Origin of the sequence: Roseisolibacter agri (assembly GCF_030159095.1) — a bacterium.
In the GTDB taxonomy this organism is placed as follows: domain Bacteria; phylum Gemmatimonadota; class Gemmatimonadetes; order Gemmatimonadales; family Gemmatimonadaceae; genus Roseisolibacter; species Roseisolibacter agri.
Window position 1 is genome coordinate 729,006 of sequence record NZ_BRXS01000002.1, and the last position, 14,936, is coordinate 743,941.

Genomic DNA, 14,936 nt, shown 5'->3' on the forward strand with positions numbered 1-14,936 from the left:
GATGGCCGTCGCGTCCGTCCCTCGCGCCCGATCCCACCCGGGCCACGTCGCAGCGCTCGTCGCGCTGTTCGCGCTGGCCGGAGCGTCACCCGGTGGGGCGCTGCGCGCCCAGCAGGCCCCGACCACCGGCGGCACCGTGCGCGGGCGCGTCACCGTGGAGGGCACCGGACGCCCGCTGGGCGCCGCGCAGGTGCAGGTCGTCGGGTCCAACCTCGGCGCGCAGACGAACGACGCCGGCGAGTACCGCATCACGAACGTCCCGGCCGGCGCGCGCACCGTGCGCGCGGTGCGCATCGGCTACGCGCCCGGCACGCGCGAGGTCACCGTCACGGCCGGGCAGACCGTGACCGCCGACATCACCGTGCGCGACGCGCCGGTCGCGCTCGAGCAGGTCGTGGTGACGGCGACCGGCGACGTGCGCAAGAAGGAGCTCACCAACTCGGTGGCCACCATCTCGATGGATCAGGTGAAGGCGGCGCCGGTCACCAACGCGCAGCAGCTGCTGACGGCGCAGGCGCCGGGCATCACGGTGCTCGGCAACTCCGGGCAGCCCGGCGCGGGCGGGCGCATCCAGCTGCGCGGCGTGAACAGCATCTCGCAGGGCAACAACCCGATCATCTACGTCGACGGCGTCCGCATCTTCAGCGGCTCCGCGCCGATCGCCGGGATGGCGCGCCAGAACACGAACCCGTTCAACGACATCAAGCCCGAGGACATCGAGCGCATCGAGGTCGTGAAGGGCGCGTCGGCCACCACGCTCTACGGCACCGAGGCGTCGAACGGCGTGATCCAGATCTTCACCCGCCGCGGGCGCACCGGCGCGCCGCGCTGGACGGTCGAGGCGACCGGCGGGACGAACGACCTGCGCAACATGGGCCCCGAGGGCGACCCGAGCGGCGTGTTCGTGAAGGAGTGCCGCGGCCCGCTCATGTTCGGGATCAACGTCACGTCGACGAGCCCGCAGTTCGGGCAGGACGTGCCGTTCGAGGACCCGACGTGCCCGTCGAGCGGCAGCTGGCTGCGCACGGGCGCCGTGCAGCGCGTGAGCGCCTCGGTGGCCGGCGGCACCGACGTCGCGCGCTACTTCCTCTCGGGCAACCGCAGCAGCGAGGAGGGCGCGGTCTCCCCGAATGAGCTGATCGAGGGCGGGCTGCGCGGCAACTTCTCCTTCCGCCCGGTGCAGAGCCTCGAGCTCGCGCTCAACTCCTCGTACCAGAAGCGCCGCCAGCACTGGATCCCGGACGGCAACTACGCCCAGGGCTTCATGCTCAACGTCGGCCGCGGATACGCCAACAACTACAAGGGCACCGGCTGCAGCGCGACGGCGCAGTTCTGCCTCGCCAACGCGGAAGTCCTCCGCCAGGCGCCCATCACGCGCGGCGACCACTACATCACCGGCCTCACCCTCAACCACACGGCGAACGACGCGCTCTCGAACCGGCTCTCGGTCGGCTACGACTACACCACCAACGAGAACCGGCAGATCACGCCGTTCGGGCAGATCAACAACCCGGCGGGGAGCATCGCGCAGAGCGACTGGACGCGCCGCTTCGTCTCGTTCGACTACGCGGGGACGCTGAAGAACCGGTTCCGCGGCGAGGCGCTGCAGTCGACGTTCTCGTGGGGCGGGCAGCTGTTCCAGGACGACCTGAAGAGCCTCAACGTGTCGGGCACCGTGTTCTCCGGCCCCGGCGACCCGCTCATCTCGACGTCGGCGCGCCCGGTGTTCGGCGACGACAACCGCCGCAGCGTGATCAACGCCGGCCTGTTCCTGCAGGAGCAGCTGGCGTTCCGGGACCGGCTCTTCGTCACGGCCGGCGTCCGCGTGGACGGCAACAGCGCGTTCGGCGAGAACTTCGGCCTGCAGACCTACCCGAAGCTCGGCTTCTCGTACGTGCTCTCCGACCACGACTTCTTCCCGACCGCATGGTGGGAGACGCTCAAGCTGCGCGGCGCCCTCGGCGAGGCCGGGCGCGCCCCGGGCGCGTTCGACGCCGTGCGCACCTGGGACCCGACCAGCGGCGACGACGGGAAGCCCGCCGTCACGCCCAACCAGATCGGCAACGCCGACCTCGGCCCCGAGCGCACGCGCGAGCTGGAGCTCGGCTTCGAGTCGAGCATGTGGGGCGGGCGCCTCTCGCTCGACTTCAACTTCTTCGACACGCGCACCATCGACGCGCTGATCCAGGTGCGCTACCCGCCGTCGCAGGGCTTCCTGAGCACGCAGCTCGAGAACGTCGGCCAGCTGCGCAACACCGGCATCGAGGCGCGCATCGAGGGGTCGGCCATCCGCCGCGAGAACCTCGAGTGGCGCGCCCGGCTCAACGTCACCAGCATGTCGAACGAGGCGGTGGACCTCGGCGGCGTGCGCGAGATCTCGATCGGCACCGCGACGGTCGTGCGCGAGGGATACCCGGTCCCCGCGGTGTTCGGCCGCAAGGTGCTCAACCCGACCGAGCTCGCGAACCCCATCGTGAGCGACACCGCGGTCTACCTGGGGCGCACCTTCCCGAACCGCGTCATCGGCGTGGGCTCGACGCTCACCCTGTTCAACCGCGTCACGCTCGACGGGCTGGGCGAGTTCCAGAAGGGCGGGATGAACATCAACTTCATCGGCTACCAGAACACGATCCGCGGCGTCTGGCGCCCGTGCTACGAGACGCAGCGCAAGCTCGCCGCCGCCCAGAAAGGCAACGCCGCGGCGCTGGCCGACGTCCCGGCGCTGGAGCGCGCGCGCTGCGCGTTCGACGCCACCACGCGCAACTCGGACTTCTGGATCGAGCCGACGGACTTCTTCCGCCTCCGCTACGTCTCGGCGACGTACGACATCCCGCCGCGCTTCCTGCGCGGGGTGCAGGGGGCCAGCCTCACGCTCGCCGGGCGCAACCTGTTCACGTCCACGGACTACTCGGGGCTCGATCCGGAGAGCGCCGACCAGAGCGACAACACGTTCGCGCGCCGCGAGTACTACCAGCTCCCGACGCTCCGCCAGTTCTCCCTCTCCCTCCGGGCCAACTTCTGATGCGACCGCTCACGAGACGCCTCGGCGCCGCGGCGGTCGCCGCCGCCCTCCTCGCCACCGCCTGCGGCGACGTGCTGGAGGTCCGGAACCCCGGCCCCATCCCCGACGAGGACCTCAACCGCGTCGACGCGGTGCAGTCGCTCGTCAACGGCATGTCGCTCGACCTCTCGCGCGCCCTCGACCCGCTGACGCAGGGCACGGCGATCATGGCCGACGAGCTGTATCACGGCGGCAGCTACGCGGCCGAGGGGCTGTGGAACCGCGGGATCATCAACGCGGAGGACGTCAACGGCCTCTGGGGCAACACGCACCGCGCGCGGTGGGTCGCGGAGTCGGGCATCGAGCGCCTCAAGACGGTGCTCGGCCAGGCCGAGTTCGACCGCTCGCCCTTCGCGGCGCGCGCCTACATCTACGCGGGGCTCGCCAACCGCACGCTCGGGGAGCTGTTCTGCGACGCGGTGATCGACGGCGGGAAGCGCGAGGCGAACACGGTCCACTTCGCGCGCGCCGAGGCGCAGTTCACGGAGGCGATCCGCATCGCGGGCGCCGTCACGCCGACCGCGGTGCGCGACTCGCTGCAGCGCGTCGCCTACGGCGGGCGCGCCTCGGTGCGCGCGTGGCAGGGCAAGTGGGCGGAGGCCGCGCAGGACGCCGCGCAGGTTCCCACGGCGTACACGTTCGTGGCGTTCTACTCGACCAACCGCGCGATCGAGAACAACGACACCGCCTTCGAGACGCAGCAGACGGGCGGGCGGCGCGAGTTCACGGTGTTCAACACGTTCTGGGCCACGGTCACGGACGACCCGCGCGTGCCGTGGCTCTCGACGACGCTGAACGGGCAGGACGGGCGCACGCGCTTCTTCCGCCAGATGAAGTACCCGAACCTCGACTCCGACATCCCGCTGGTGAAGGGGACGGAGATGCTGATCCTGCGCGCGGAGGAGCGCCTGCGGGCCGGCGACGTGGCGGGGGCGATGCAGCGGATCAACGACGTGCGCACGTTTCACAAGCTTCCGGCGGTGACCGCGACGACGGCCGAGCAGGCGTGGCCCATCCTGCAGCGCGAGCGCGGCGCGACGACCTGGATCGAGTCGCGGCGGCTGTGGGACCTGCGCCGCTGGAACGCCGAGCCGGCGCCGATCAAGAACACCTTCCTCGACAGCCGCGCGAAGTGCATCCCGATCAGCGAGAACGAGCGGCTCTCGAACCCGAACCTGTAGGGTCGAGCGGGCGATGATCGCCTGCCCCCGTCGGCCCGCGCGGAGCGCGGGCCGACGGCGTTTCGGGGACCGGGTCGCGCAGTGCCGACGCCCCGCGTCCCGGGCGGGAAGCGCTCACGCAGAGGTGGATGGCAGGACCCGCAGGATCGGGCGGATCGCGTGCAGGGACGGCGCGAACAGCGTGAGCTGGTCCGCATCGGCGAAGACGACGCCGAAGTCCTCCGGCGTGAACGCGCGCGCCAGACGCTCCGCGTAGCTGGAGCGGAGCAGGCGCGCGTAGTACGCGACGTCGTAGTCGCGCGGATCGTCGGTCGGGGCGTCGTCCTCCGACGGCGCGACCCCGCCCTCGCCGCCCTGCTTCCGGTAGACGCGCACGCGGTCGCCCGCGCGCCAGCGCGTCCGTCCGCTCGCGAGCAGCGCCTCGTAGGCCAGCTCGCGCCGGCTCGCGCGCGTCGAGGTGTACTGCTCCGGCGCCTTCGTGAGCCGCACCTGCGACGCGACGTCGGACGTGGGGAGCGCGCGGCCGCGCAGCGCGGCAATGCTCGCGAGGTACGCCGCCCGCACGCCGGCGATGTCGCCGACCAGCAGGCGCCCGATCGCCGCGCGCAGGAAGCGCTCGCCGAAGGGCTCCGAGCGGCTCGAGCGGAAGGCGACGCCGCGCAGCGTCAGCGTCCCGTCGTGGTCGAGCAGCGCGTAGTTCTTCGGCTCGTGCGACAGCATCGCCGCGTAGCGCCCCTCCAGCTCCAGCTGCACGAGCGGCGGCAGCAGGGCGGCGACCTCCGACACGACGCGACGCTCGTCCGCCTCGGTCCACGACTCGGGCACGGCGAAGTAGGCGCCGTCGGTGTCGGCCTCGAGGAGCGTCACGCCGCGCGCGGCGAGCTCCCGGCACAGCAGCGCGAGCAGCTCGCGGCCGCGGCGCGTCACCTCGTTCGCGGCGTGCACGTCGGCGAAGCGCGTGAGCTCACCGCCGGCCGCGAGGTATCCGTATGCCGAGTTGACGACGATCTTGAGCGCGGCCGCCATCGCGTCGTGCGAGTGCCGCTCCGCCGAACCCGGCGCCGCCGCGCGTGCGCGCGCCTTCGCATCGAGGCGCCGCTCGACCAGGTCGTCCACGAGCGCGAGCAGCGCGCCGAGTCGGTCGCGCGCGGGCCCGATGCGGTAGGCGCGCATGAGCGACGGGTACAGGCTCGCCACGTCGGCCTTCACGACGCGATGCGCGACGCCGGTCGCGAACAGGTGCAGCGCCGCGCCGCTGTGCGGCGTGTCGTCGCCCGCCTCGTGCGCGGGCAGCGCCTGGCCCGCGCGCAGGTACGCGCGCACGAGCGTGGGGTCGATCATGCCGGTGGCCGCGCCGGCGTCGGCGAGTCGCTCGTACCGACGCGGCACGAGCTGCGCGAGCGCGTACGCCGGCCCGCCCAGCATGCGCGAGAGCTCGGCCACCTCCCGCACGTCGTCGGTCGCGTAGCGCCGGACGCGCTCCGGGTCGGTGCGGTAGGTCTCGTGGATCCGGTCGCCGCGGATGTACTCGCGGTCGGGCGCCGCGATCCCGAGGTGCCGCGCGACCGCCTTCAGCCCGTGCCCCGGCAGGTCGCGTCTGCCGACGTCGTGCCGTCGCACGGCGTCCAGCGTGTCGATCAGCTCGCGGCCCGGCGCGACGAAGCGCACGCGCCGGTGATCGTCCGCGTTCGGACCGGGCGCGCCGCGCAGGGCGGCGCGCGTCCGCAGCCCCGGCTCGTCCAATCTTCCGAGGGCGAGCAGCACGCCGAGCGTGCGCGCGCGCCGATCGAGGAAGGGGAGGTCGAAGCCGTGCAGGTTGTGGTTCTCGACGACGTCGGGATCGGCGTCGCGCACCCGCGCCACCAGGCGTCGGATGAGAGCCGCCTCGTCGGCTGCCTCGTCACCCGCCGCCTCGAGCACCTCGGTGTCGCCGTTCGGGTAGCGCACCGAGACCATGAAGATGCGGTCGCGCCGCGCGTCGAGCCCCGTCGTCTCGAGGTCGAACTGCAGGCGATGCAGCGCGTCGAACGGGAGGTCGCGGAAGTAGGTGCGTCCCGTCGCGACGAGGTACTGCTCGTCCGGCGGCAGCCGGAGGATCGTGTCCTCGGGCAGCTCGGCGACGTGGCCGACCCGACGATCGAGACGCTGCGACGCGCCGAGCAGCAGTGCGGCGGAGAGCGCACGCCCGTCCGCGGCGCTGACGAGCCAGCGCAGCGCGCCCGGTCCTTCGAGCTCGCGGTGCCACACCGTCGCACGCGCGTCGCCCTCGGGACCGAGCGCGGGACCGAGGTGGCGCAGGTCGTCGAGGCGGTCGAGGAGGAGCCACGGGCGGAAGCGCGCGTCCTCGCGCACGAGCGCTCCCGTCTCGGGAAGGCGGCGCCACACCACCGCCCGCCCGTCGTGCTCCGCGTGGACGGAGACGATGCCGGGCGTCGGGTCCCAGCCCCAGAGCCATTGCGCCGCGGCGGCCTTCACCGGCGTGCCCGGATGTCGCGGCCCGTCATGCGGCGAATCTACTCGACGCCCGCGCGTCCGGGCCGGCACGGGCGCCGAGCGCCGCGCGTGGTGGACCGAGAGCACCTGCCCGCTTCCAGCGAGCCGCGCAGTACGTATGTTTTCGAGGGCGGCTGGTCGTGGCTCGACGACCGCGACCCGACCGCACGTTCGGTTGCATCGACCGAAGCAGTCCCGCGCTTCGCTTGCTCGCCTTCAGGTCCGGTGTCCCCGGACCAAGTCGCGTGCCCACCGACGGCCGTGCGCGTTCCCGCCGTCGCATGTTCAGAAGGAGTCGGCTCATGCCCGTGTCTCGTATCGGCACCGCGCTCGTGGGCGGCGCAGGCGTCCTGCCGCCAGCGGGTCGCGCTGCCGCCCCCTCCGCTGGCGTCCAGGCGGGCGATGTGGGTGGTGCGTCCGGCGCGGGCGACGGGCCGGCGATCCTGCTCGTGGACGACGTGCCGGCGAACCTCGTCGCCCTGACCGGGGTGCTCGCGCCGCTCGTCGCCGAGCATGGGCTGCGCGTCATCACGGCATCCACCGCGGACGAGGCGCTGCGCCACGCGCTCGCCGAGGGTGGGCGGCTCGCCGTGATCGTGCTCGACGTCATGATGCCCGGCACCGACGGGCCGGCGCTGGCGCGGCTGATTCGCGCGCGGCGCCAGACGGCGCACGTGCCGGTGCTCTTCGTGACCGCGCTCGACGCGGAGCGGCGGCGGCTCACCGAGGCGTACCAGTCGGGCGCCGTCGACTACCTCACGAAGCCGCTCGAGCCGAGCGTCATCCGCGCCAAGGTCGCGGCGTTCGTCGCGCTGCACCGCACCCGGGCGGAGCAGGAGGCGCGGGAGCGTCGCCGCTTCGCCGACCAGGCGCGCGCCGAGGTCGACGCGACGCGCGCGCGGCTCGCGCTCGTCCTCGACAGCCTGCCGGACGCGGTGAGCGTGTTCGACCGGCAGTGGCGCTACCTGTACGTGAATCCCGCGGCCGCCGAGATCCAGCGCGCCGCCGGGCTGGCTCCGGAGGCGGTGCTGGGGCAGGTGCTGTGGGACGTCCTGCCCGAGCTCCGGGGCACGCGCCTCGAGGCGGAGTTCCGCCGCGCGGTGGCCGAAGGGTGCCTGGTCACCTACGAGGAGCACGTCGAGCGCCTCGACCAGTGGATCGAGCGGCGGCTGATCCCGGCGCCCGACGGCACGTGCACCGTGATCTCGCGCGACGTGACGGCGCAGCGGCGCGCCGCGGCCGCGCTGCGGGCGAGCGAGCGGCGGCTCGCGGGCCTCGTGGACGAGACGGCCGCCGCGCGCGCCGCCGCCGAGGACGCGAACGCGGCGAAGAGCCGCTTCCTCGCCGCGATGAGCCACGAGCTCCGCACCCCGCTCAACGCCATCATCGGGCACGTGGCCCTGGTCGAGGACGAGGTGTACGGCCCGGTGACCGCGGGGCAACGCGACGCGCTCGCCCGGGTGCGTCGCGCCCAGCAGCATCTGCTGACCCTCATCCGGGACGTGCTGGACCTCTCGAAGCTCGAGGCCGGCCACGTGGAGTACACGCTCGAGCCGGTCCGGCTCGCGTCGGTCATGGCCGAGGCGACCACGATGCTGGAGCCGCAGGCGGCGGCCGCACGGCTCGCCCTCGAGGTGCGACTGCCGGACGACTCGCTGGAGGTGTGGGCCGACGTCGAGAAGCTGCGGCAGATCGTGCTGAACCTCCTCGGCAACTCGATGAAGTTCACGCTGCCCGGGGGGCGCGTGTGGCTCGAGCTCGTGGAGCCGGTGGACGCGCCGGACGTCGTTCATCTGCGCGTCCATGACACCGGCATCGGCATCCCCGCCGCGCAGCTCGGGCGCGTGTTCGAGCCGTTCGTGCAGGTGCACGACCGCGCGCGCGCGGTGCTGGCGTCGGCCGGCCGGGCCGACGGCACGGGGCTGGGCCTCGCGATCAGCCGCGACCTCGCACGCGGCATGGGGGGCGACCTCACCGTGGAGAGCACCGAAGGCGTCGGCTCGACGTTCACCGTGGTGCTGCGACGCGCCGTGCTGCCGTCGGGCGAGCCGACGGACCGCCGGAGCCCGGACGAGCGCCGCGCGGGGGACGAGCGGCGGAGCGGCGACGACCGGCGCGACCCGCGCTGAAACGGCTGACACCCTGCGACCGGGCGGTCGACCGCGCGCGCCACCGTCGTCGCCATGGCCGTCAGCTCCGCGTCCTGACGAAGAGGAGCCGGTGGCTCGGCAGGTCGCCCCTCAGGCGGTTGCCTGGGGGTCGGCCGCCTGCCGCGCGCGCCGGGCGCTCAGGTGGCGCCCCGCGCCATCTGGTTCCACGTCGCGGCGTCCGTGAAGCCGACGACCTTGATCTCGAACGCGGTCGTCGTCGGTTGGGCCGCCGCGTCCCCAATCCGCCGGGCGGCGCGGCGCGTAGTCGGGGTGTGTGTCCCTCCACCTTCGCCCAGGTCGCCGTTCGTGCTCCCCACCCGCGCCGCGCCGACGTCGCCTCCGCCGCGCCGCTCGCCGCCCCCGGCGCGCCGGGGATCGCGGCTTGCCGCGCGTCGGTCCGCTCGCGAAGTTGCCGCCCGGCAGCCGGCGTCCCCTTCTCCCCGCGCGTGTTGGCGGATCGTGCCATCCTCCACTCCGACGTGACGCCGCCCGCCGCGTCGCCCGGCGACGACGTGGCGCTCGTCGCGCGCGTCGCGGCGGGCGACGCGGAGGCGCTCGGCGCGCTGTACGACCGTCATGGCGGCGGCGCGTATGCGCTCGCGCTCGCGATGCTGCGCGACCACGCGGATGCCGACGACGCGGTGGCGGGCGCGTTCGAGCAGCTCTGGCGCTCCGCGTCGACCTTCGACCCTTCGCGCGGCAGCGTGGCCGCCTGGCTCACGATGATGACCCGTTCCCGTGCGCTCGATCTCCTGCGCGCGCAGCGTCGTCGTGCCGCGGCGGTGGAGCGCGCGATGGCGGAGCGGACGGCCGGCGACGATCCGTCGGGGGTGACCGCCGTCCCGCTCGGGGCCCCCGAGCCGGCCGATGCGGCGGTCGAGCGCGGCGAGCTGGCGCAGGCGGTGCGCGCCTCGCTGGCCACGCTTCCGGACGCGCAGCGCGCGGCGATCGAGCTGGCCTTCTTCGGTGGCCTCTCGCACGCCGACGTGGCCGCGACGCTGGGCCAGCCGCTCGGCACCGTGAAGACGCGCATCCGGGACGGCATGCGCAAGCTGCGCGACGCGCTCCGCCCGCACTGGCGAGGGGCCGCGTGAGCGCCAGCGGCGATCGGCCCGTCGCCGGGGACGACCCGGTGGGCATGCACCCGGAAGCCGACCTCGCGGCGGCCTACGCGCTCGGCGCGCTCGCCCCGGCGGAGCGCGGCGACTTCGAGGCGCACCTCGCGGGGTGCGCGGAGTGCCGGGCCGAGGTGCGCGCGATGCACGAGACGGCGGCGCTGCTGGCCCGCGCGGTGCCGGCCGCGTCCCCGCCGCCGGCCCTGCGCACGCGGATCGTGGAGACCGCGCGGCGCGACGCGGCAGCCCGCCGGCATCCCGCCAGTGCCGCGCCGACGCCGGTGGTGCCGCTCGAGCGGCGTCGGCGCGCGGGGCTGCTGCCCTGGTTCGCGGCGGCGGCCGCGCTCGCGCTCGCGGTGGGTCTCGGCAGCGCGTGGCGCGGCGAGCGCGCGTCGCGCCTCGGCCTCGAGCGCGCCCTGGCCGATGCGCGTGCGCGCGTCGGCGAGGGGGACGCGCTGCGGGGCGCGCTCGCGGAGCGCGACTCGCTGCTGGCCGCGGTGCTGGACCGCGACGTGCGCACCGCGCACCTCGCCAGCACCGGCGCGGGACCGGACGTGCGGGTGATCTGGAACCGTCGGCGGGGCCTCGTGGTGCTCACGGCCAGCGCGCTGCCGCAGCTGCCGAAGGGGCGCACCTACCAGCTCTGGGGAATCCCGCAGGGCGGCACGCCGCGCTCGCTCGGCACCTTCGACGCGGGACCGGTGGGCGTGACGCGGGCGCTGTTCCGCACGGGCGCCGATGCCCCGCTCGCGCTCGCGGCCATCACCGAGGAGCCCACGGGCGGCTCGCCGCAGCCGACGAGCGCGCCGCTGCTCGCCGGGCCGCTGAAAGGGGACTAGGGCGCGACGGCGCGCGCGCCGCTCGCAGGGGATGCGAGCGGCGCGTTGTGCGCGAGTCGTCGAGGCGCGACCGCCGTCAGCGGCGGCATGCGGAGCGCGGCGTCCGCTGCGTGACGTCCCTGCGTGCGCGTGCCTGCTCTTACGACAGCTCCAGCGGCGCGAGGACCGTCCGAACATCCGCGCGCGAGATCGCGGCGTAGAGAGGGTGTCGCCGAACGACACCATCCATGCACGCTTCCGATTCTGGAGATCGCGCCATGTCACGCACCGTCCGCCTGACCGCCGCCGCCCTCGTCCTCTCCGCCGCGCCCCTCGCCGCGCAGGCCCGTCTGACCGCGGGCGCCTCCGCCGGCACCGTGATGGTCGGCGCGCAGGCCATGTATCCGACCAGGGACATCGTCGACAACGCCGTCAACTCGGCGGATCACACGACGCTCGTCGCCGCGGTGAAGGCGGCCGGTCTCGTCGAGACGCTGAAGGGGAAGGGGCCGTTCACCGTCTTCGCCCCGACCAACAACGCCTTTGCCGCGCTTCCCGCCGGCACCGTCGAGAGCCTGGTGAAGCCGGAGAACAGGGCGACGCTCACGGGGATCCTCACGTACCACGTCGCCGCCGGGAGCTGGGACGCGGCGGCCCTCGAGCGCGCGATCCGCGCCGGCGGCGGTACCGCGACCATCAAGACCGTGAACGGCGGCTCGCTGTCCGCGATGATGAACGGCCCCCGCAACATCGTCGTGCGCGACGCGAAGGGAGGCGTCGCGAACATCCCGACGTACGACGTCCGCCAGTCGAACGGCGTGATCCACGTCGTCGACCGCGTCCTCATGCCGGGCATGTGAGGGCGCGCTCGCGCTCGCACCGGACACCGCGGGCGCGCAGCCCAGCGCCCGGCGACATCGTCGTCGGCGTGGCCCGCGTTCGTGAAGCCGCCCTCGCGTCGACGCTCAAGTCCGCATGCCGCTGGCCGACATTCGATGCTGGATCGACGCACACGCACGCTTCCCGCGTCGACTCCGTCCCCACGCTCAGCCGGTCCGGCTCCCGAGGGAGCCGGGCCGGTTGAGCGTTGCGGTCGGAGCGGGTGAGAAAGGTGCGGGTTCGACGCGCGTCGTTCGCGGTCGCCCGCGCTGCCGGCATCGCGGCGCGAAACCCTTGGAGCGGTTGCGCCCATCTCCCGGGGCCCGACGCGAGCGATCCCCAGGCGCCGGGAGTGGCGCCTGGGGATCGCTGGTGTCGCAGCGATGCGGACGTGCGGTCCCGGAAGCCCTAGAAGCCGAAGCCGGTGTCGCTGATGGGCTCCTCGCCCGAGCGGTCGACGACCACGTTGTAGCCGCTGAAGTGCTTGAGCCGGCGGTAGACGAAGAGCGTGTTCGGGTCCCGGTACGTCGCCAGCGTCGGGTCGGTGCGCGCCTCGTCCACGCAGGTCAGCTGTCCGGTGGGGCACCAGACGATGGCGCTGCCCTCGGTGATCGCGGCCGTCTTGTCCTTCAGGCGCAGCGTCACCGTCGTGCCGGGCACGAAGCGCACGTCGGGGCTGAAGGTCAGGTGCGGGCGGCCGGCCGCATCGGTCCAGGAGCGCGCCGTGAAGACCATCGGCGTCAGGAGCGGGAGGCAGCCCGCGTCCCACAGCTCCGGGCCGTACCCCGAGGTGAGCGGATCGCAGACGGCGCCGGCGGGCATCGTGAGCTGGTGGCCGCCGGCGAAGCCCTGCGACGTCCCGAGGAGCGGCGTGTAGACGAACGTGGAGACCGTCGTGTCGCCGACCGTGTACACGGCGTGTGCGGGCGCGTCGGACGGCGCGAGGCGCGACGGCGTCGCGGACGTCGGGGCGTCGCCGCAGGCGGCCGTCAGGCCGAGCAGGAGCACGGCGGCGGTCTGGCGGAGCACGGGCCTGGAGAGCTGGATCGTCATCGTCGGGTCCTCGCTCAGAAGCCGCTGTCGTCCTGGATCTCGCTGCGACCGCTCGAGACCATGTAGCCCGAGAAGTGGTCGACCGTGAAGCGCACGACGCCGCGGTCCTTCAGCACCACCGTCGGGCGGAACTCGCTGACCTGCGCGCTGCCCTTCGTCTGGTCGAGCGCGGTCACGTCGGCGAAGTAGGCGCCCTCGATGCTCGACGTGGAGATCCCGCTCAGGTTGATGCCCGCGAGCGGCTGCTCGATCACCACCGGCACCGCGAAGCGGATCCCGTGCGGCTGGAACTCGTAGGCGACGATGCGCCCCGGCACGCGCGAGATGCTGAACGCCACGGGACCGCCGACCGCGCCGGCGGGCACGATGAGGCGCGCGCCGTTCGGGATCGCGATCGAGCCGCCCTGGGCGCCGATCACGCCGCTGACCGTCACGGCCGTCACGGGCGACGACCAGAGCATCCCGGTCACGGGCGTCAGGATGGCCTCCACGGTGGAGACGACGCCGCCGACCACGCCGCCGACCACGCCGGTCACCCCACCGAGCAGGCCGCGGCTCGGCGCATCCGTCGCGACGGGGCGAGGCGCCGAGGGGGCGTCGGCGCAGGCGGCGAGCCCGCTCAGCGCGACCAGCGCGAGGCCCGCGAGCGAGGAGGGGCGGCGCAGCATGGTACGCAGCGCGCGCGCGGTGGACAGAATGGGCACGGACGACTCCGGGATGGCGGTGTATTGGAGGGGGAGTGGGGCGCGGCAGCGGTGCCGCGCACCCCTGGTTTCTTCCCTCGCCGTCACGTATCGGTCGTCGTCCGGCTCGACTTGAGCGGTTCGAAGCGCCTTTCGGCGAAAACTTGAGCGCGGGTTCGTCACGGAACGGGCGCCCACCGTCACGTCGTGCGCACTGCCGGCGCAGGGTGTGACGGGCGCGCCGTCTTCGCGGCGCTCGTCGCCGGTCGCCGGTCGCCGTGCGTGGCGCGCCATCGCGCGTGTCACGATCCAGGCGCGTGACGGGCGTCGTGCGACGCTCGTCGCCGTCGTGCCGGAGCGCACGTGTGCGGGCCCGGGGCGCGATGCCGTCGCAAGGAACCGAGCACCTGTGAACGACGATCCTGGAGAGCCGATCACGCCGCTGCAGCCCGTGGCGCTGGCGGGCGCGCGCATCCTGCTGGTGGACGACGAGGACGAGCACGCGCGCCTCGTGCAGCGCGTCCTCGCGGGACCGGAGATCGCCGACGTGCGTGTCACGACCGACGCGCGCGGCGTCTCCGCGCTCTGCGCCGAGTACCGGCCGGACGTCGTGCTGCTCGACCTGTCGATGCCGGACCGCGACGGGTTCGGCGTGCTGCAGGACCTCGCCGCCGATCCCGATGGCGACCGGTCGCTGCCGGTGCTCGTGCTGACCGGCGACGTCAGCGCGGAGGCGCGTCGGCGCGCGCTCGCGCTCGGGGCGCGCGACTTCGTGGCGAAGCCGTTCGACCCGGACGAGCTCCGGCTCCGCGTGCGCAACCTCCTCGAGATGCGCACGCTGCAGCGGACGCTCGAGGCGCAGAACGCCCGGCTGGAGGCGCGGGTCCGCGAGCGCACGCGCGAGCTGGACGAGACGCAGTTCGAGGTGCTGGCGCGCCTCGCGATCGCCGCCGAGTTCCGCGACGACGACACCGGCCGGCACACGCAGCGCGTCGGCGAGCTCGCGGCGCGGCTCGGCGCCGCGCTCGGGCTCCCGTCCGAGCGGGTGGAGCTCGTGCGCCGCGCCGCGCCGCTGCACGACGTCGGGAAGATCGCCATCCCGGACGAGGTCCTCCGCAAGCCGGACAAGCTCACGCCGGCGGAGCTGGAGGTCATGAAGGCGCACGCCGCCGTGGGCGCGCGCATCCTCTCGGGCGGGCGCTCGCCGCTGGTGCAGACGGCGGAGCGGATCGCGCGCAGCCACCACGAGCGGTGGGACGGCACCGGCTACCCGGACGGGCTGGCGGGGGAGGCGATCCCGCTCGAGGCGCGGCTGGTGGCCGTGGCCGACGTGTTCGACGCGCTCACGCACGCGCGGCCGTACCGCGCCGCGTGGGCGATGGTCGACGTGCTGGCGCTCATCCGCGCCGGGGCCGGCACGCACTTCGACCCGGCCGTCGTCGAGGCGCTGTTCGGCGCGGAGTGCTCGGCCTACGTCGCCGCCGCTGCCATGCCGGACTGATC

General features: G+C 74.1%; 10 protein-coding genes. 7 read left to right on the top strand and 3 right to left on the bottom strand.

The genetic code is table 11. The features are described from left to right. Window position 1 precedes the first annotated feature (1 nt). Both rosag_RS08030 and rosag_RS08035 read left to right on the top strand, forming a co-directional pair. A complete protein-coding gene (locus rosag_RS08030) occupies window positions 2-3,022 on the top strand; it encodes a SusC/RagA family TonB-linked outer membrane protein (protein ID WP_284349552.1) in 3,021 nt (1,006 codons plus the stop codon). Then, window positions 3,022-4,242, top strand: coding sequence for a RagB/SusD family nutrient uptake outer membrane protein (locus rosag_RS08035; RefSeq protein WP_284349553.1), 1,221 nt, complete (start codon window positions 3,022-3,024; stop codon window positions 4,240-4,242). Before rosag_RS08030 ends, rosag_RS08035 begins: the two co-directional genes overlap by 1 nt. Before the next feature lie 114 nt (window positions 4,243-4,356). On the opposite strand, the gene rosag_RS08040 is transcribed toward rosag_RS08035, so the two are convergent. Continuing rightward, window positions 4,357-6,717 (bottom strand): DNA polymerase domain-containing protein, encoded by a 2,361-nt coding sequence (locus tag rosag_RS08040; RefSeq protein WP_284349554.1) that lies wholly within the window; start codon window positions 6,715-6,717, stop codon window positions 4,357-4,359. 422 nt (window positions 6,718-7,139) lie between these two features. Here rosag_RS08040 and rosag_RS08045 point away from each other — a divergent pair, with 422 nt between their 5' ends. The 4 genes from rosag_RS08045 (at window position 7,140) to rosag_RS08060 (ending at window position 11,678) form a co-directional block, all read left to right on the top strand. Continuing rightward, window positions 7,140-8,864 (top strand): ATP-binding response regulator, encoded by a 1,725-nt coding sequence (locus rosag_RS08045; protein WP_284349555.1) that lies wholly within the window; start codon window positions 7,140-7,142, stop codon window positions 8,862-8,864. Between the two features lie 500 nt (window positions 8,865-9,364). Further along, window positions 9,365-9,979: a sigma-70 family RNA polymerase sigma factor gene (locus tag rosag_RS08050; RefSeq protein WP_284349556.1), complete on the top strand. Its 615-nt coding sequence runs from the start codon at window positions 9,365-9,367 to the stop codon at window positions 9,977-9,979. Continuing rightward, the gene (locus rosag_RS08055; protein ID WP_284349557.1) at window positions 9,976-10,839 is read left to right on the top strand and encodes an anti-sigma factor; all 864 of its coding nucleotides are present in this window, start codon (window positions 9,976-9,978) and stop codon (window positions 10,837-10,839) included. Before rosag_RS08050 ends, rosag_RS08055 begins: the two co-directional genes overlap by 4 nt. A 257-nt stretch (window positions 10,840-11,096) precedes the next feature. Further along, complete coding sequence (locus tag rosag_RS08060) at window positions 11,097-11,678, top strand: fasciclin domain-containing protein (protein ID WP_284349558.1); 582 nt, start codon at window positions 11,097-11,099, stop codon at window positions 11,676-11,678. A gap of 427 nt (window positions 11,679-12,105) precedes the next feature. Here the strand turns inward: rosag_RS08060 and rosag_RS08065 are convergent, their stop codons facing one another. Together rosag_RS08065 and rosag_RS08070 are read right to left on the bottom strand one after the other, a co-directional pair. Further along, the gene (locus rosag_RS08065) at window positions 12,106-12,750 is read right to left on the bottom strand and encodes a hypothetical protein (protein ID WP_284349559.1); all 645 of its coding nucleotides are present in this window, start codon (window positions 12,748-12,750) and stop codon (window positions 12,106-12,108) included. A gap of 14 nt (window positions 12,751-12,764) precedes the next feature. Then, window positions 12,765-13,454: a hypothetical protein gene (locus rosag_RS08070; RefSeq protein WP_284349560.1), complete on the bottom strand. Its 690-nt coding sequence runs from the start codon at window positions 13,452-13,454 to the stop codon at window positions 12,765-12,767. Window positions 13,455-13,842: 388 nt separating this feature from the next. On the opposite strand from rosag_RS08070, the gene rosag_RS08075 reads away from it, so the two are divergent. After that, window positions 13,843-14,934: an HD domain-containing phosphohydrolase gene (locus rosag_RS08075; RefSeq protein ID WP_284349561.1), complete on the top strand. Its 1,092-nt coding sequence runs from the start codon at window positions 13,843-13,845 to the stop codon at window positions 14,932-14,934. Window positions 14,935-14,936 lie beyond the last annotated feature (2 nt).